Source organism: Streptomyces sp. NPDC041122, assembly GCF_055592445.1.
The window spans coordinates 1-18,630 of the sequence record NZ_JBVIYQ010000011.1 but is presented as its reverse complement, the minus strand read 5'-3'; the positions used below and the strand labels follow the sequence as shown (position 1 = coordinate 18,630).

The 18,630-nt window shown below is 71.9% G+C and carries 10 protein-coding genes; 5 read left to right on the top strand and 5 right to left on the bottom strand.

From position 1 onward, the window contains the following. The first annotated feature begins 18 nt into the window (after nucleotides 1-18). From ACZ6B8_RS33125 to ACZ6B8_RS33115, 3 genes are all read left to right on the top strand, one after another. Nucleotides 19-837, top strand: coding sequence for a PaaI family thioesterase (locus tag ACZ6B8_RS33125; protein WP_471609591.1), 819 nt, complete (start codon nucleotides 19-21; stop codon nucleotides 835-837). A gap of 723 nt (nucleotides 838-1,560) precedes the next feature. Continuing rightward, the gene (locus tag ACZ6B8_RS33120) at nucleotides 1,561-3,636 is read left to right on the top strand and encodes a M4 family metallopeptidase (protein WP_471609590.1); all 2,076 of its coding nucleotides are present in this window, start codon (nucleotides 1,561-1,563) and stop codon (nucleotides 3,634-3,636) included. Nucleotides 3,637-4,024: 388 nt separating this feature from the next. Continuing rightward, nucleotides 4,025-5,647, top strand: a complete 1,623-nt coding sequence (locus tag ACZ6B8_RS33115; RefSeq protein WP_471609589.1) for a M4 family metallopeptidase — start codon at nucleotides 4,025-4,027, stop codon at nucleotides 5,645-5,647. A 58-nt stretch (nucleotides 5,648-5,705) separates the two neighbouring features. Here ACZ6B8_RS33115 and ACZ6B8_RS33110 read toward each other — a convergent pair whose 3' ends face one another. The 5 genes from ACZ6B8_RS33110 to ACZ6B8_RS33090 all read right to left on the bottom strand — a co-directional run bounded on the left by ACZ6B8_RS33110 (nucleotide 5,706) and on the right by ACZ6B8_RS33090 (nucleotide 15,535). Continuing rightward, complete coding sequence (locus tag ACZ6B8_RS33110) at nucleotides 5,706-6,272, bottom strand: hypothetical protein (protein ID WP_471609588.1); 567 nt, start codon at nucleotides 6,270-6,272, stop codon at nucleotides 5,706-5,708. A 4-nt stretch (nucleotides 6,273-6,276) separates the two neighbouring features. Further along, entirely contained in the window at nucleotides 6,277-10,731 is a 4,455-nt protein-coding gene (locus ACZ6B8_RS33105) for an RHS repeat-associated core domain-containing protein (RefSeq protein ID WP_471609587.1), read from the bottom strand. Between the two features lie 139 nt (nucleotides 10,732-10,870). Beyond that, the gene (gene glgP, locus ACZ6B8_RS33100) at nucleotides 10,871-13,501 is read right to left on the bottom strand and encodes an alpha-glucan family phosphorylase (RefSeq protein WP_471609586.1); all 2,631 of its coding nucleotides are present in this window, start codon (nucleotides 13,499-13,501) and stop codon (nucleotides 10,871-10,873) included. Nucleotides 13,502-13,606: 105 nt separating this feature from the next. Further along, complete coding sequence (locus ACZ6B8_RS33095) at nucleotides 13,607-14,956, bottom strand: carboxylesterase/lipase family protein (protein ID WP_471609585.1); 1,350 nt, start codon at nucleotides 14,954-14,956, stop codon at nucleotides 13,607-13,609. Nucleotides 14,957-15,058: 102 nt separating this feature from the next. Beyond that, a complete protein-coding gene (locus ACZ6B8_RS33090) occupies nucleotides 15,059-15,535 on the bottom strand; it encodes a nuclear transport factor 2 family protein (protein WP_471086077.1) in 477 nt (158 codons plus the stop codon). A 309-nt stretch (nucleotides 15,536-15,844) separates the two neighbouring features. Between ACZ6B8_RS33090 and ACZ6B8_RS33085 the strand changes: the two genes are divergently transcribed. Both ACZ6B8_RS33085 and ACZ6B8_RS33080 read left to right on the top strand, forming a co-directional pair. After that, the gene (locus tag ACZ6B8_RS33085; protein WP_471086074.1) at nucleotides 15,845-16,273 is read left to right on the top strand and encodes an RICIN domain-containing protein; all 429 of its coding nucleotides are present in this window, start codon (nucleotides 15,845-15,847) and stop codon (nucleotides 16,271-16,273) included. Nucleotides 16,274-16,669: 396 nt separating this feature from the next. Next, nucleotides 16,670-18,630 (top strand): alpha-1,4-glucan--maltose-1-phosphate maltosyltransferase (locus ACZ6B8_RS33080; protein ID WP_471609584.1); only part of this gene is annotated, 1,961 nt, incomplete at its 3' end.

Here is an 18,630-nt window from a genome sequence, read left to right as displayed (position 1 = left end):
GGGGAGTTGAGTGACTTCATGACGGAGACGAAGACAGGGCCCCACACAGGGACCCACACCGGCGCGGGCCCCGGACTACGGGACGTCCTCACCATCCCCGCGCTCTACCAGGGCTACCCGGGCGTCGCCTACGGCGGTTACGTCGCGGGACTGCTCGCCGAACGCGCGGCGGCCGGCACCGTACGGATCGACTTCCGGGCGGCGACGCCGGTCGACGCGCCGCTCCACCTGGCCGGACTCGACGCAGGCGGCGCCCGGTTGACGGACGCGTCCGGCACCCTACTCGCGACCGCGACCCCTGCCCCGGAGCTCGCCGCGACCGCCGCGCCGCCCTCGCCGACCCTGGCGGAGGCGACGGCGGCCTCCGAGGCGTTCCGCAGCGCCGGGCTGGTGGGCCGCGCCGAGGACGGAACGCCCCTGGACTGCTTCGGCTGCGGCCACCGGACGCCGGACCGCGGCCTGCGCCAGCACTGCACGCGGGTGCCGGGCCGGGAGATCGTGGCGGCGGCCTGGACACCCCACCCCGCGTTCGCGGACGACCGAGGGCTGCGGCCCGAGATGCTCTGGGCGACCCTGGACTGCGCGACGGCGTGGGCCGGGATCCACCTCGGCGAGCTGCCGGCCGGCGCGCTCACGGCCTCCCTGACGGCGACCCTGCTGCGCCCGGCGGCGACGGGCGAGGACCACATCACCTTCGCCTGGCCGACGGCCAGGTCGGGCCGCAAACACACGATGGGCGTGGCGGTGGCCACGGCGGCGGGCGAACTGTGCGCGGTGGGCGAGGCGTTGTGGATCGCACCGCGGAGCCCGCGGGAGGAGGAGCCGGCCGGGGCGTGAGGCGCCACGGCCGGGACGTTCCGGGCCGAAACGCCCGCGCCGTGCCGCAGCGCCCGCACGCCACAGGAGTGGACCACCGGCGAAATACAGCCACATGCGGCCCCTCATCGTGCCGCACACCGGCTTTCGAACAGCGGGCGCAGGCCCGGCCCGGGGGGCGTCACACGGTCGACTCCGGGCCCGCGCCGGCCCTCCCGCCGGGCCGCCCGGCCCCCGGCACGGAACCCCCGCGCGCCCCGTACGCGCCACCGCGCCAGGGGCCGACGGGACGGCGCTTTCCGTACCCACCGGTACGCACCTCGCCCGGCGCCGGACCGCTCACCAGGCCACGGACGCCATGCCGTGCGCCCCCGCCACCCGGGACGGAGATCGCCGCGCCCGGGGTCAACCGGAATGCCCCACCGCCACTCCGTGACCGCCGCCCGCCCTCCGGGCCCGACACCGGTCGGCGGGCCCGCTCGGCCGAACTCCGCATACCGAACGCGTCCCACCGGCCAACGGACTGATTCCGGCCAACTCTTGATGCGCTCCTGACAGACACACGGCTCTGGTGCCACTCTTCCCCTCGACCGCCGCACGGCTTTCAACAAGGCGACGGTTCCTCTTCACGCAATACCCGTTGTGCACCGCCCAGTTCTGCGTTCCGCCTTGCTCTGCCCGGACGGCGACCCAGCCGTCCGGTAGTTCTGGCCGCGCAACCCCGCGGCCGCGCAGAAGGAGTCCGTGTTGAGAAACACCTCCCACAGACCCACCTCCCACAGCCGTTCGGTCCGCACCCGTGCGACCGCCGCCGGCGCCCTCTCCGCAGTCGCCGCTCTGCTCGCGGTGGCCGTGCAGGCGGGTCCCGCCTCCGCCGACGGCCCGAAGGCGGACGCCCCCAAGGCCTCCGCCCAGAAGCTCGGCAAGGTCGACCCCGGCGCGCTGGCCGCCAAGCTCACCCCCGCCCAGCGCGCGGAACTCCTCCGCGACGCCAACGCCACCAAGGCGGACACCGCCAAGGACCTGGGCCTCGGCGCCAAGGAGAAGCTCGTCGTCCGCGACGTCACCAAGGACCGTGACGGCACGGTCCACACCCGCTACGAGCGCACCTACGGCGGCCTGCCCGTCCTCGGCGGCGACCTGGTCGTCGACACCGCGAAGTCGGGGAAGACCGAGGGCGTCACCAAGGCCGCGAAGGCGCAGCTCAAGGGCGTCGACATGAGCGCCGACGTGAAGGCGTCGGCCGCCGAGAAGCAGGCGCTCGGCGCCGCGAAGGCGGCGGGCTCGAAGAAGGCCGACGCGGACCGGGCGCCCCGCAAGGTCATCTGGATGGCCGACGGCAAGCCGGTCCTCGCCTACGAGACGGTCGTCGGCGGCCTGCAGCACGACGGCACGCCGAACCAGCTGCACGTCATCACGGACGCCGCCACCGGCAAGAAGCTCTTCCAGTGGCAGGGCATCGAGAACGGCACGGGCAACACGCAGTACAGCGGTCAGGTCACCGTGGGCAGCGCCCAGTCGGGGTCGAACTACACCCTCACCGACAACGGGCGCGGCGGCCACAAGACGTACAACCTGAACCACGGCACCTCCGGCACCGGCACCCTCTTCACGGGCCCGGACGACATCTGGGGCAACGGCCAGCCCTCGAACGTCGAGACCGCCGGCGCCGACGCCGCCTACGGCGCCCAGCTCACCTGGGACTACTACAAGAACGTGCACGGCCGCTCCGGCATCCGCGGTGACGGCGTCGGCGCGTACTCCCGGGTGCACTACGGCAACAACTACGTCAACGCCTTCTGGGACGACAGCTGCTTCTGCATGACGTACGGCGACGGCTCGGGCAACGCGGCCCCGCTGACGTCCATCGACGTGGCGGCCCACGAGATGACGCACGGCGTGACGTCGGCGACCGGCAACATGACGTACAGCGGTGAGTCCGGCGGCCTGAACGAGGGCACCTCGGACATCTTCGCGGCGGCCGTGGAGTTCAACGCCAACAACCCGCAGGACGTGGGTGACTACCTCGTCGGCGAGAAGATCGACATCAACGGCGACGGCACCCCGCTGCGCTACATGGACAAGCCGAGCAAGGACGGCGCGTCCAAGGACTCGTGGTACTCCGGCATCGGCAACGTCGACGTGCACTACTCGTCGGGTGTCGCCAACCACTTCTACTACCTGCTGAGCGAGGGCAGCGGCGCCAAGGTCATCAACGGCGTCTCCTACAACTCGCCCACCTCGGACGGGCTGCCGGTGACCGGCATCGGCCGGGACAAGGCGTCGCTGATCTGGTTCAAGGCGCTCACCACCAAGTTCACCAGCACGACCAACTACGCCGCGGCGCGCACCGGTACGCTCGCCGCCGCCGGTGAGCTGTACGGCACCACCAGCGCCGAGTACAACGCCGTGGCGAACGCCTGGGCCGGCGTGAACGTCGGCGGCCGTCCCGGCGGCGACCCGGGCGGCGGCACGTCCTTCGAGAACACCACGGACGTCAGCATCCCGGACAACGGTGCCGCGGTCACCTCGACGGTCAACGTCACCGGCCGCACCGGCAACGCGCCGAGCGCCCTGAAGGTCGGCGTGGACATCGTGCACACCTGGCGCGGTGACCTGAAGATCGACCTGCTGGCCCCCGACGGGACGGTCTACCCGCTGAAGGGCACCAGCGCCTCGGACTCCGCGGACAACGTCAAGGAGACCTACACGGTCAACGCCTCCTCGGAGGTGGCCAACGGCGCCTGGAAGCTGCGCGTCCAGGACAAGGCCGCGCAGGACACCGGCTACATCAACAGCTGGAAGGTCACCTTCCCGTAAACCGGAAGCTCACTCTCCGGTAAACCGGCCGGAAGGCACCGCAAGGTTCCCTTCGCAAACGGCCCGGAGGGGCGCCCCACCCGTGAACAGCGGGCGGGGCGTCCCTCCCGCGCACCACGAGCACGACGAACGCCGCCGCCCCGGGTTGATCAACTCCCCGGGGCGGCGCGCTCGTTCACAGGGCATTTCCGTTCACACCCTGTTCGCATTACGTATGTTGACCATCGCTCAACGGACGATTTCCGGCCAACATCAGCTCAAGGGCTGACATGTACCTGGCTCGAATGACACTCTTCCCTCGCACGACACAAGAACCACACCCGCACCGCATCTTTCATGCCCGGGTAGTTCCCCAACACCACCCGGGCCCCCCACAGAAGGAGCCTGCGTGACCCCCCACATATCCCGTAAGCGTTCGACCCTGGCCATCGCGACCGCCGTCGCGGCCGGCGCGCTGCTCACCGCAGGACTGACCACCGGCGCCTCCGCCCAGCCGGCCGCGCCGTCCGGCGCCCCCGCCGCCCTCTCCACCTCGGCCAAGGCGGGCCTGCTCAAGGACGCGAACGCCGAGAAGGCCGCCACCGCCGAGAAGATCGGCCTGGGCGCCAAGGAGAACCTCGTCGTCCGCGATGTCGTCAAGGACCGCGACGGCACCGTCCACACCCGCTACGAGCGCACCTACGACGGCCTGCCCGTCCTCGGCGGCGACCTCGTCGTGCACACCGCCAAGAGCGGCGAGGTGAAGGGCGTCACCAAGGCCACCAAGGCGTCCGTGAAGGTCGCCTCCACCGACGCCAAGGTCGCCAAGGGCACCGCGGCCAAGTCCGCCGAGTCCACGGCCGCCGAGGCGAAGACCGCCAAGGCCGACGCGCAGTCGCCGCGCAAGGTGATCTGGGCCGCCACCGGCAAGCCGGTCCTCGCCTACGAGACGGTCGTCACCGGGGTGCAGAAGGACGGCACGCCCAGCAGACTGCACGTCATCACCGACGCCGTGACCGGCAAGAAGCTGTTCGAGCACCAGGCCGTCGAGAACGGCACGGGCAACAGCCAGTACAGCGGCAAGGTCGAGATCGGCTCCAAGAAGGGCGGCAGCGGCTTCGAGCTGACCGACGACAGCCGCGGCGGCCACTCCACGTTCAACCTGGAGAACGGCGAGAGCGGCGAGGGCAAGCTCTTCACCGACGACGACGACACGTGGGGCACCGGCAAGCCGGACGACCCGCAGACCGCCGCCGTCGACGCCGCCTACGGCGCCCAGGTCACCTGGGACTACTACAAGAACGTGCACGGCCGTGAGGGCATCAAGGGCGACGGCAAGGGAGCCACCTCGCGCGTCCACTACGGCGACAGCTACGTCAACGCCTTCTGGGACGACAGCTGCTTCTGCATGACGTACGGCGACGGCGAGGGCAACAAGAAGCCCCTCACCTCCATCGACGTCGCCGCCCACGAGATGTCGCACGGCGTCACCTCGGCCACCGGCAACATGGAGTACTCCGGCGAGTCCGGCGGCCTGAACGAGGCCACCTCCGACATCTTCGGCAGCTCCGTCGAGTTCAACGCCAAGAGCCCCGAGGACATCGGCGACTACCTCATCGGCGAAGAGATCGACATCAACGGCGACGGCTCCCCGCTGCGCTACATGGACAAGCCCTCCAAGGACGGCCAGTCCCTGGACAGCTGGAGCGCGGACGCGGGCAACGTCGACGTCCACTACTCCTCGGGCATCGCCAACCACTTCTTCTACCTGCTGTCCGAGGGCAGCGGCGCGAAGGAGATCAACGGCGTCCAGTACGACTCCCCGACCGCCGACGGCTCCAAGGTCGAGGGCATCGGCCGCGACAAGGCCGAGAAGATCTGGTTCAAGGCCCTGACGACGTACTTCACGTCGACGACCGACTACAAGGCGGCCCGTGAGGGCACGCTGAAGGCGGCGACGGACCTGTACGGGGCGGACTCGGCCGAGGCCAAGGCCGTGGGCGCGGCCTGGACGGGCGTCGCGGTCAAGTAACGACGCGCGACCGGCGGCATCCGGGGGTCCTTCCTCCCCCGGGTGCCGCCTTTCTCGTTCACTCCGCCCTGAGCTCGCGGCTGCCCGCCCGGTTCTTCGCGATGTTCCGCGTCTTCTTGGTCCGGGCCGACTCGGCCACCACGGCGAGCACCTCCGGTGACGTCGAGAACTCGGCGAGGTGGCGCTGCATCCAGTCGGTGACCTCGGCCAACTCGTCCGGGGTCGGGACGTGGCCGTCCTTGACGGTGAGCCAGAACAGCCAGTCCTGGATGCGGCGGCGGATGAACGCGCGGCCCCCCTCGGCCTCGAACCGGTCGATCTCCGGCAGCAACTCGTCCGACCACTGCCGGAACTCGGCAGGCCCGCTCACCTCGCGCGCCATCGCGTCCACGAGGGCGACCACCGCCGTCCTGGCCCCCATGACGTCGGGGTCGCGCAGGATCGCGGCCACGATCGCCCGGTCCCGGTCCCGGTCCCGGTCCCGGTTCCGCGAGGCGGCGAGCACCGAGACCACGCGGAGGTACGCGGCCGTCCGGGCGTGGTCGTCCGCGACGATCTCGTCGACGTCCACGTCCTCGATGCCGGCCTCCGCCAGCAGCGCGGCCACGTCGGAGTGCAATGTCATCGCTTCATCCCTTGCAGGGTTTCTTGGCGGTCTCGCGCTGCTCCCGTTCGGCCCGCTCCTCCGCCTGGTTTCGCCGACCGAGCTTCCTGACGGCCTTCCGGATCTCCGGCTTGTAATGCTCCACCGCCTGCTGCTGTTTGCGCGACAACTCCGGTTGTCCGTCGATGGGTTTGCCGTTCGGCCCGATCCTGACCTCGCGCCCGCCGCCACCGGTGACGTGCGCGTGCGCCGGCTTGTCGACGTCGTACTCGTGCACGACGATGTGCACGCCGTTCTTGCTGACGTCGAGGAGCGACAGGCCGAGAGGGTCGGCCCACATGAACGGGTTGGGGACGTAGCTGTGCGGCGCGAAGCCGCCGTTGAGGCCGATCGGGTCCGCGGTGAGGTAGCGGGCGGTCTCCGGGTCGTAGTGCCGGAAGTGGTTGTAGTGCAGCCCCGTCTCGGGGTCGTGGTACTGGCCGGGGAAACGCAGCGGTGTGCAGGCGGTGGCGCCCCGGTTCCAGACCGTGGTGCCCCACAGGGTGGTCCTGGTGCGCCAGGCGATGGCGCCGTTCTCGTCGAGGAGCTCGGTCGGGGTGCCGACGAGGTCGGTGACGATGGCGTAGAAGCGCGCGTCCACCTCCTCGTCGGTGAGGTGTTTGCGCTCCGTCTGGGCCAGGGGACGCAGACCGTCGTGGTCCCAGGTGAGGGTCACTGATTCCGGGGCGCCCGGAGCGTGGCTCGTCTGTTCGCAGAGGGTCGTGCCGTCCCAGGTGAAGTCGACCTGTTCCGCCACCCCGTCCTTGGTCACGCGCTGCTTGGACGTGCGGCGGCCGAGGGGGTCGTAGAGGTAGCGCCACCGGGTGCCGTCGGGGGTCACCACGGACGTGAGGCGGTCTTCCGCGTCCCAGGCGTAGTGCCAGGTGTCGGGCGTGCGGGACAGGCGGGTCTTCCGGCGCAGGGTGACGCGGCCCGCCGTGTCGTAGGCGTAGCGGACGCCGCCGGCCGCGGTGACGCGGGTGCCGGTGTAGGTGCGGGCGCCGGTCGCCTCGTGGCCCGGCATGGAGGCCGGCCAGGAGGCGTGGGTCTGGTTGCCCGCCTCGTCGTAGGCATAGCTCTCCGTCCAGCCCGCCGCGTGGACGGCCGTGACGCGGCCCACCGCGTCCAGGTCGAAGCGCCGCTCGCCGCCCAGCCGGTCCGCCACGCCGGTCAGATGGTTGTCCGCGCGGTAGGTGTAGGCGCGGTGCTGGACGTGCGTGCCGCCCGGGCCCGTCAGGTCCTGTCGCGCCAGACGGCCCACGGCGTCGTACACGTTCGACAGGCGCAGGGCCGCGCCGACCGTGCGGGTGAGCTCCCGGCCCGCGCGGTCGTACGTGAACGCCATCCGCACCCCGCACGTGGTCAGCCCGGTGCGGTTGCCCGCCGCGTCGTACGTCCCGGTGCTCGTCGCGCCGGACGGTGTGGTGCGGCCGGTGCGCCGGCCCAGGGCGTCGTAGGTGTAGGTCAGGGTGCGGCCGTCGACCGTCTCGGAGAGGAGACGGCCCGACGCGTCCCGCTCCAGGGTCAGCGTGACGTCCGGGTTCGCCGCCCGGACGAGGCGGCCCGTCGCGTCGTAGGCGTAGTGCGTGGTCCCGGCGCCCGCCACGTGCTTCGTGACGGTGCGGCCCAGCGCGTCCCGCTCGAAGGTGATCTCGTCCCCCGCGGGCGTCGTACGGCTCACCAGCCGGCCCGCCGCGTCCAGGGCGTACGTCAGGGCGCGGCCGTCGAAGTCCGTCTCCGCCACCATCCGGCCGGCCGGGTCGTACTCGTAACTCCAGGTCAGGCCCTGCGGGTTGGTGACCTGGCGGAGCTGGAACTGGGTGTCGTGGTGGAACTCGTGGCGGACGCCGTCGGGGTCCGTGCGGGCCGCGATCAGGTCGAAGTGGGTGTACTCGTACGTCGAGGTCGCGCCCGTCGCGTCCGTGTGCGAGACGCAGTTGCCCTCGCCGTCGTACGTCCACGACTGCGTCGAGCCGTCCGCCTCCGTGCGTCGCGACGGGTTGCCCTCCACCGTCCACTCCAGGCGCGTGAGCGCACCCGTCGGGTCCGTGACCGTGACCACGCGGCCGAAGGCGTCGCGGTCGTAGCGGGTGACCGCGCCCGTCGGGTCGGTGACCCGCAGCGGCAGGCCCGCCGCGTCGCAGCGCTGTCCGGTGGTGTGGCCGAGGGGGTCCGTGACGGTGGCCACGGCTCCGGTGGCGTCGTGGGTGAAGCGGTACGTCAGGCCGTCGGGGCCGGTCATGCCGGTGCAGTTGCCGCGCTCGTCCCACGTCTGGCGCAGGACGGCGCCGTCCGCGCCGACGATCTCGATCGGCAGGTGGAGGTCGTTGTACGCCGCGCTGGTGCGGGTGCCGTCCGGCAGACGTATCTCCGTCAGGTCGCCCCGCTCGTCCCAGGTGTTCTCGGTCCGGTGCCCCAGCTCGTCGGTGCGGACGAGCAGGTTGTTCCAGTCGTCCCACTCGGTGTGGACCGTGCCGCCCAGCGGGTCCGTCTCGGAGGTGAGCTGGCTGAGGTCGTTGTAGCGGTAGACGGTGGTCCGGCCGAGGGCGTCGGTGTAGCGGGTCTCCCGCTCGCCGGGGCGGTACTCGATGGTGCAGGCCAGGTGGCCCGCGGTGCTCTCGCCGCGGACGCAGCGGTCCTCGGCGTCGTAACGGAAGCGGTACCAGGTGCCGTTGCTGTCGGTCCAGGACGTGATGCGGGCCTCGTCGTCGTAGTCGAGCCGCAGCCGCGGCCCCGCCGAGTCGTGGATCTCGGCCAGATTGCCGACCTCGTCGTACCCGTACGCGGCGACCAGCGTGCCGCTGAGGGCGTCCTCGGCGCCCGCGCCGGGGGTGAGCAGGCGCAGCGCGGTGACGCGGTGGTCGTCGGTGTCGACCTTCAGGTGGTAGCCGCCGGTGTGGCGTATCGCCGTGGGCGTGCCGGTGGCGTCGTGGTCGATGTCGACGCGGTTGCCGTTGCGGTCGGTGATGGCGCGCAGCGGCAGGCACCGTTCCGTGGCGCCCATTTCCGGCGTGTCGGGCGGGGTGGACGGGAAGTGGCGGACGTGACCGGCGTGCGGGTCGCTGACCGTGACCGTGCCCGCGGCGTCGACGTGCAGCGGCCAGCGGGGGCCGTGCGCGGGCAGCACCGGATCGCCGCCGGGCCCGGGGTGGGGGTAGGACAGCAACTGGCCGTCCTCGGTGAGGTAGACGAGGCCCTGGTCGTCGATCTCGACCCGTTCGTCCAGCGTCGAGGCCCACGAGTCGCCGTACCAGTGGCCCCAGCGGTAGGTGGACAGGTGCGTGCGCCGCAGGGCGAGCGGGAGCAGGCCCGGCAGTTCGACGTCGGCCCGCTCCATGAGCATCTCGCCGGAGACCATGTCGATGGGGTCGCCGTTCTTGCAGCGGCCCTTGCTCGACTTGGCCTTGCGCGCCATCTTCTTCAGTCCGCCGGCGAGGGCCTTGCGGACTCCCCCGGAGCGCAGTCCGCGGGCGGCGGCCTTCAGGCCCTTGGCCGCTCTGGCGACGGTGGTGAGGCCCTTGCCGCCGGGGATGCAGTCCATCGCCGCGAACGCCACGTCCATCAACGTGGCCTGGCCTTTCGCGTATTTGCTCAAGGTGTCCGCGAGGACGATCGCACCGGCCACGATGACGATCGCCGCGAGGATCGGTCCGCCGACGATCATCGCGATGACGCCGACGACCGCCACGACGACCTTGCAGACGGCGACGATGGTGTCCCAGTTGTCGGTGACCCAGTCGCCGACCTCCTCCCACCAGTGCCGGTTCCGGATGCCCGCGTCGGAGGCCTCGTCGATCTTCTTCTTCGCAGTCCCGGCCGCCTCCTGGCGCATCTTGCGCGCGTCCTCGGCCATCTTCTTCGCCGCGTCCAGCGCGCTCTTGGCCGAGTCCACGTCACCCTGGGCGGACTTCTGCGCCTTCTCCGCGGAGGTGGCGTTACGGGTGGCGGCCTTGACCTTGTCCGGGTCGGGCTCGGGCACGTCCTTGCCGCCACCGGAGTCCTTGTCGTCCTTGTACTTGTCGGCTTCCTTGCCGGCCCTCTCCACCCACGAATCGGCCGACGACAGGCGGGACTTGGCGGAGGACAGGTCCGCCTGCGCCTCGCGGCCCTTGGCCAGCGCCTTGTCCGCGAGGGACTGGGCGCGCTCCAGCTCCGGCCAGTACGCGGCCAGCGCGTCCCCGGCCATCGAGTAGCTCTTCTTGAGCTTCTTCAGCTTCTCCGGGGCGTCCTCGAACTTCTCCGTGAACGCGTCCGCCGTCTTGCCCGCCCACTTGAGGATCGCGTCCTCGCCCGCCATCCCCTTGATGTCCCGCAGCACCCGGCCGACGTCGTCGGAGAAGTCGTGGAGATTTTTGGCCAACGACCGCACCCGGTGCGGATCACCCGGTGTCGGATCCTTCTCCAGGTCAAGGACATGCCAATCGGCAGGACGGTACGACACTGCTCATTCCCCCGTAAAAGTCGCGCACCCCGGCCTTCTCGACTCCTGGTGGAGCGAGAGGCTCCAGGGCGCTACGACGATACCCAGCCACTCCGCAAAGCTGAAGTTCGTTCCGCCGCCCGGTGACCGGACCCCTCCCTCACCGCATCAGGACCCCCGCCTCCTCCCCCGTCGCCTCGGACGGAATCGCGACGAGACCCAGCTCGGCGGCCCCGCCGCCCAGCAGCCGGTGCGCCGGCAGGATCCGCACCGTGTAGCCGAACGGCCCGGTGCGGTCCAGCGCCAGCGGCCCCTCGTACACCCGACGCCCCTCCCCGTCGGGCCCGCTGACCGGCTTCAGCGGCATCGAAGAGGCGTCGGCGAGATGGTCCTCCGGGTCGACGCGGCCCGTGACGACCTGCACCTCCACGTCGTCCGGGGTCAGCTCGCCCAGGTGCACCCGCACCCGCAGGGAGAGCGTGGCGCCCAGTTCGGCCGTCGCGCCGCTCGCCGACGCCTCGACGTGGTCGACGCCGACCCGCGGCCAGGCCGCCCGCACCCGGGCCTTCCAGTCGGCCAGTTCGACGGCGGCCGGGGCGTCCAGGGCGCGCTGCGCCCGCGCCGCGGGAACGTACAGCTTCTCCACGTACTCGCGCACCATGCGCCCCGCGAGCACCTTCGGGCCGAGCCGGGTCAGGGTCCTGCGGACCATCTCGATCCAGCGGTCGGGCAGACCGCCGGGGCCCTGCTCGTAGAAGCGGGGCGCGATGCGTTGCTCCAGGAGGTCGTAGAGCGCGGCGGCCTCCAGGTCGTCGCGGCGGTCCTCGTCGATGGCGGCGCCGTCCGCCGTGGGGATGGCCCAGCCGAAGTCCGGCTCGAACCACTCGTCCCACCAGCCGTCGAGGACCGAGAGGTTGAGGCAGCCGTTCAGGGCGGCCTTCATCCCGCTCGTCCCGCACGCCTCCAGGGGCCTCAGCGGATTGTTCAGCCACACGTCGCAGCCCGGGTAGAGCTTCTGCGCCATCGCCATGCCGTAGTCCGGCAGGAACACGATGTGCCGCCGCACCCGCGGGTCGTCGGTGAACCGGACCAGCTCCTGGATGAGCCGTTTGCCGCCGTCGTCCGCCGGGTGCGCCTTGCCCGCGACGACGATCTGCACCGGCCGCTCGGGGTGGCGGAGCAGCTCCATCAGCCGGTCCCGGTCGCGCAGCATCAGCGTGAGCCGCTTGTACGAAGGGACGCGGCGGGCGAAGCCGATGGTGAGGACGTCCGGATCGAGGACGCCGTCGATCCAGCCGAGCTCGGCGGTGGCCGCGCCGCGCTGCCGCCAGGAGGCGTGCAGCCGCCGCCGCACCTCGTGGACCAGCTGCTCGCGCAGGGTCCGGCGCAGCTCCCAGATGTCGGCGTCCCGGATGTCGGCGACCGCGTCCCAGCGGTCGGAGCCGCCGACGGACAGCGCGTCCTCGGTGCGCCGCTCGCCGATCTGGCGGGCGCCGAGCCGGAAGACCTCGGGGGCCACCCAGGTCGGGGCGTGCACGCCGTTGGTGACGGAGTCGATCGGCACCTCGTCGGCGTCGAAGCCCGGCCACAGGCCCGCGAACATCTCCCGGCTGACCGCGCCGTGCAGGGTGCTCACGCCGTTGGCGCGGCTGCCGAGGCGCAGCCCCATCACGGCCATGTTGAAGAGGTTGGGCTCGCCGCCGGGGTAGGTCTCCATGCCGAGCCGCAGGACGTCCGCCACGTCGATGCGGGGCAGCTCGGCGGCGGGGCCGAAGTGGCGCGCGACCAGCTCGCGGTCGAAGCGGTCGATGCCGGCGGGGACCGGGGTGTGGGTGGTGAAGACGGTCCCGGCGCGTACGGACTCCAGGGCCGCGTCGAACCCGACGTCGTCCAGCGCCATTTCGTGGATGCGTTCCAGGCCGAGGAAGCCGGCGTGGCCCTCGTTGGTGTGGAAGACCTCGGGGTCGGGGTGGCCGGTCAGCCGGCAGTACGCGCGGACGGCGCGCACGCCGCCGATGCCGAGGAGCATCTCCTGGAGCAGCCGGTGCTCGCTGCCGCCGCCGTAGAGCCGGTCGGTCACGTCGCGCTCGCCGGGGTCGTTCTCCTCCACGTCGGAGTCGAGCATGAGCAGCGGTACCCGCCCGACCTGTGCCTGCCACACGTGGGCGCGCAGCGAGCGGCCGCTGGGCAGCGCGAGCGCGACGGTCGCGGGGGTCCCGTCGGTCTCGCGGAGCAGGGTGAGGGGGAGCTCGTTCGGGTCGAGGAGGGGGTAGTGCTCCTGCTGCCAGGCGTCGCGGGAGAGGGACTGGCGGAAGTAGCCGTGCCGGTAGAGCAGCCCGACGCCGATGAGCGGGGCGCCGAGGTCGCTGGCCGCCTTCAGGTGGTCGCCGGCGAGGATGCCGAGGCCGCCGGAGTACTGCGGCAGGGCGGCCGTGATGCCGAACTCGGGCGAGAAGTAGGCGACGGCCCGCGGGAGGCCGCCGTCGCCCCTGGCCTGCTCCTGGTACCAGCGGTCACCGGTGACGTACTCGCGCAGGTCGTCGGCGGCCTCCGCGAGCCGCCGCAGGAACTCGGCGTCGGCGGCGAGCTCGGCGAGCCGCGCGGCCGGCACACCGCCGAGCAGGCGCACGGGGTCGCAGCCGGACGCCTCCCACAGCCGCGGGTCGACGGCGCGGAAGAGGTCGCGGGTGCGCGGGTGCCAGGACCAGCGCAGGTTGCGGGCCAGCTCGGCCAGCGGGGCGAGGGGCTCGGGCAGGACGGGTCGTACGGTGAATCGACGGATTGCCTTCACGGTCTCCACCTTCGTACGGCGTGTACGTGCGCGTGAGCGTGTCGACGGCTCGCATCGACGGTAGCCGTGTGCCGCCCTCCTCAACCACGGCGCACGGGGAGCACATCAGTCGGAGAGGGCCTCCCGCAGCACCCGCAGCGGGTCGTCGGCGGTGCGGGCGCCGGCCTCCCAGATCCGGACGGCGCGCCGCTCCGGCGTGTAGCGGGGCCAGTCCTCGCCGGGGTCGAGGTCACGCGCGAAGGCCGTGTACGCCCCGTGCATCGCGTCGGCGAGCGCCTGCGGCGGCGCGTGGCCCGCGGCGGCGGTGACGCCCTCGGCGTCGAGCAGGTCGAAGGCGAAGGGCAGATCGAGGCAGTGGAAGGCGAGGCCCTCGGTGGCGCCGGGCACCGGTGAGGGCCAGCCGAACTCGTACAGCCAAACGGGGCAACCGCGGGCCGCGCGCGCCTCGGCGACGGCGAGGTTCGGCCGGCGGAAGACCCGGTCGGTGAGGTCCTGGCCGCCGAACGCGTTGAACTCGTGCCGGGTGAAGCCGAGCAGCAGCGGCACGTCGGCGCCGCTCTCTCCCTCGGTGAGCTCGTCGAGCGCCGGGCGGGGCAGCAGATCGCCGTCGGCGAAGGGGGCCAGGAGCAGGCCCGGCAGCCCGGCGCGGTCGGGTCCCGGCGCGTCGAGCGCGTCCTGGAGGGCGAGCAGCTCCTGGTCCGGCAGGTCTCGCAGGGCGGCGGCGGTGGCGGGTACGCCGGTGCGCGCGGTGAACAGTGCGGCCACGGCGTGGCCGGACCGCCGGTCCTGCGGGTGCGGCAGCGCGGCGGACAGCGCGAGCGCGCCGCGGAACAGGCCGCGGGCGGCGGGCGCGGCGAGGAGCGTCTGGACGGCGCCGCCGCCCGCGGACTGCCCGGCGACCGTGACCTCGGCGGGGTCGCCGCCGAAGGCCGCGATGTTGTCGCGCACCCACTCCAGGGCGGCGATCCAGTCGCGCACGCCGCGGTTGTCGGGGGCGTCGTCCAGGTGCAGGAACCCCTCGATGCCGAGCCGGTAGCCGATCGAGACGAGGACGACTCCGTCGCGGCAGAAGGCGGACCCGTCGTACCAGGGGCTGGCGGCGGATCCGGCGACGTATCCGCCGCCGTGGATCCAGACCAGGACGGGCAGCGCGGCCGAGGCGTCCGCGGCGGGGGTGAAGACGTTGAGGTTGAGGGTGCCCTCACCGGGGATCGAGGGCTCGGGGATGGTGGCGTCCGCGCCGAAGCCGCGGCGCTGGGCGGTCGGGCCGTACGCGGTGGCGTCCAGCGGCTCGGCCCAGGGCGTGGGCGGCCGCGGCTCCGCGAAACGGAGGGCGCCGACGGGCGGGGCGGCGTACGGGATGCCGAGGAAACGCGTCCCGTAGGGCCGGTGCTCGCCGCGCACGGGTCCATGGGTGGTGGCAGCGACGGCGGCCGGGTGCGGGCGGTGGGTCATGGGTGCCACCTGACACCACATGCGGATCCGTACGCAACAGGGGTCCGCGGGGTGCGGGACGGAACTCGCCTGAGAGAGTGCCCTGTTCGGCGGATCGCGCCCCTACTCGACGGGCCCGGCCTGCCGGCCGCGGCCCGCCCCGCACGCCGCCGCGATCGACGCCGTGTCCCAGTAGAAGGGCCGGACCTCGGTGATGCGTCCGTCCCGGACCGTGAGCGTCTGGAGGACCGGGAAGGCGAGCGTGCGTCCGGTCGCGCGGGCGCGGGCGCGGATGTCGCTGTGCACCACCGCCGTCTCCCCCGTGGCGAGGAATTCCTGCCGGGTGATGTCGAAGACCTCCCATGCCTCGCTCATGGCGAGGAAGAACCGCGCCATGCCGTCGTGGCCCCGCCAGGTGCCGCCGTAGGGCAGCGCGGCCGCCTGGTGGAGGACCACCTCGGGCGAGAAGTAGGGCGCGAGCAGGGCAAACGAGGCGCGGCCGGGGCCGCCCGCCGCCAGGTACTCCGCCTCGGCCGCGTACATGGCCGTCAGCACCCGCAGGCTCTCGGCCGGGGGCGCGGCGTCCGTCTGTGTCGTCATGCCCCCATCCGATCGCGGTGGGCCGCCCGGCACCGGCGGGTATCGGACCTCGAGGTCCGCCGGTGATCCGCCGGTCCTGCTCTGGGACCGGGGCGGCGGGCGGACCGGGTGCGGTGGTTCAGTGCGCCCCGGGAGAAGGGTGACGTACGTGACGATGCACTTCAGCCGCACCAAAACACCCTGCCACGACCAGAACCACATCTATCGGGCCATCCGGTCGCCTCCTAGGTTGAGGGCGTCCGATCGACAGGCGCCGCCGGACCGCCCGCACCACCGCGGCCGGCGCGTGCGACACACCAGGGAGGCCTCATGGCCGAGATCATCTCCAACGGCGTGTACGTGCTCAGGAACGCGGCGTACGAGGACCGGGTCGTCGACCTGAGCGGAGGCACCGCCGAGCCCAACGTGCCGATCATCGGCTGGAGTTACCACAAGGGCGAGAACCAGCAGTGGGAGGTCACCCACACCAGCGGCAACCTCTACGTGTTCCGGTCCAAGGTCACCTCGCACGAGGCGCACTTCGCCCTCAGCGACCTCAAGATCTTCCCGCCGATGATCGCCAACCAGCCCTATCCGGAGCGGTGGTCGATCGAGCCGGTCGGCGACGGCAAGTTCCGCATCCACTTCCCGTACATGGACGGAGTGGCGACCCTCAGGTCGGAGAAGGAGGGAACCCAGCTCACGCTGGAGCCCTGGCAGGGCGAGAACAGCCAGATGTGGCGCTTCGACTCCATCTGATCCGGCCGATCCGACCGACCTCTCATGGCCCACCGTCACCCGGCGGTGGGCCTTTTCCACGCCCCGGCGACCCGGGACTTCCGGCCAGTCTTTTCGCCCTCCCGACTTCCTCCGCACGTGCCGGATGAGACTTCTTCCGGCGCCCCTTCACCCCCGCGGCATATGCGGACAGGGCAACACGTCCTACGGCATATGCGAATTGGTCCGGTCACGCCATTCATGGCGGGGCCGGTCTTGCACGGGTCCTTACGCACTAGTAGTTAACAAAGCGCCGGATTGCGCACCCGAAGGGAGTGGGAAGGCTCCTGCGGTACGCATGTCGGCGCACCGGCCGGCACGCCCCGCGGAACCCCTCCCCACCCACGTATCCGTGCACGCGGACAGGAGCGGTCAGACATGCCTCTTGGCTCAACCCCGCCAGGCTCACCCGCACACCCCACCATCCCCGTCCTGGACGTCGGCCCGGTCGTCCACGGGGGGCGAAAACCGGCGAAGGCGGTGCCGGGAGAGACGTTTCAGGTCACCGCCACCGTCTTCCGCGAGGGGCACGAGGCGGTCGCCGCCAACGTCGTGCTGCGCGACCCCGCGGGCCGGCCGGGTCCCTGGACCCCGATGCGGGAGCTCGCGCCCGGCACCGACCGGTGGGGCGCCGACGTCACCCCGGACGCCGAGGGACGCTGGACGTACGCCGTGGAAGCCTGGGGCGATCCGCTCACGACGTGGCGCCACCACGCGCGGATCAAGATACCCGCGGGCCTCGACACCGACCTGGTCCTGGAGGAGGGCGCCCGCCTCCATGAACGCGCCGCCGACGGCGTCCCCCGCGCCGAACGGGCCGTGGTCACCGGCGCCGCCCACGCCCTGCGCGACACCGGCCGCTCCCCCGCGGCCCGGCTCGCCGCCGCCCTCGTCCCCGAGGTCGAGGACGTCCTCGCCCGGCACCCGCTGCGCGAACTCGTCACCGCATCCGAGGAGTTGCCGCTGATCGTGGAGCGGCGCAGGGCGCTGTACGGCTCCTGGTACGAGTTCTTCCCGCGCTCGGAGGGCGCCGAGGTGCGCGCGGACGCGCCGCCCGTCTCGGGTACGTTCCGCACGGCCGCGCGACGGCTCCCGGAGATCGCGGCCATGGGCTTCGATGTCGTGTATCTGCCGCCGATCCACCCCATCGGCACCACCTTCCGCAAGGGTCCCGACAACTCCCTCTCGGTGGGGCCGCACGACGTCGGGGTGCCGTGGGCGATCGGTTCACCCGAGGGCGGTCACGACGCGGTCCATCCGGATCTGGGCACGCTGGAGGACTTCGACGCGTTCGTGGGCGAGGCGGGGCGGCTCGGGCTCGAAGTGGCGCTGGACTTCGCGTTGCAGTGCTCCCCGGACCACCCCTGGGTGGAGAAGCACCCCGAGTGGTTCCGGCGCCGCGCGGACGGCTCCATCGCGTACGCGGAGAACCCGCCGAAGAAGTACCAGGACATCTACCCGATCGCCTTCGACCAGGACATGCCGGGGCTCGTCGCGGAGACCGTACGGCTGCTGCGCTTCTGGATGGACCACGGCGTACGGATCTTCCGCGTCGACAACCCGCACACCAAGCCGGTCGTCTTCTGGGAGCGGGTCCTCGCCGACATCAACGCCACCGACCCCGACGTCGTCTTCCTCGCCGAGGCGTTCACCCGCCCCGCGATGATGCGCACCCTCGCGGCCATCGGCTTCCAGCAGTCGTACACGTACTTCACCTGGCGCAACAGCAAGGAAGAACTCACCGACTATCTCACCGAGTTGTCGCGTGAGACCGCCCACGTCCTGCGCCCCAACTTCTTCGTGAACACCCCCGACATCCTGCACGCCTACCTCCAGGAGGGCGGCCGGCCCGCCTTCGAGGCGCGCGCCGTGCTCGCCGCCACGCTCTCGCCCGCCTGGGGCGTCTACAGCGGATACGAGCTGTGCGAGAACGTCCCCGCGCGACCCGGGAGCGAGGAGTACCTGCACTCCGAGAAGTACGAACTGCGGCCCCGCGACTGGGAGTCCGCCGCCCGCTCGGGCACCACGATCGCCCCGCTCATCACCGCGCTCAACGCGGTCCGGCGCGCCAACCCCGCCCTGCAGCAACTGCGCGACCTGCACTTCCACCGGGCCGACAACGACGCGGTGATCGCCTACTCCAAGTCGGCCGCCACGGCGCAGGGTTCGAACACGGTTCTGGTGGTGGTCAACCTGGACCCGCACCACACCCAGGAGGCGACGGTCTCGTTGAACATGCCACAACTCGGCCTCGGCTGGGACGAGACCGTGCCGGTGCGCGACGAGCTCACCGGCGACACCTACCACTGGGGCAGGACCAACTACGTGCGCCTCGAACC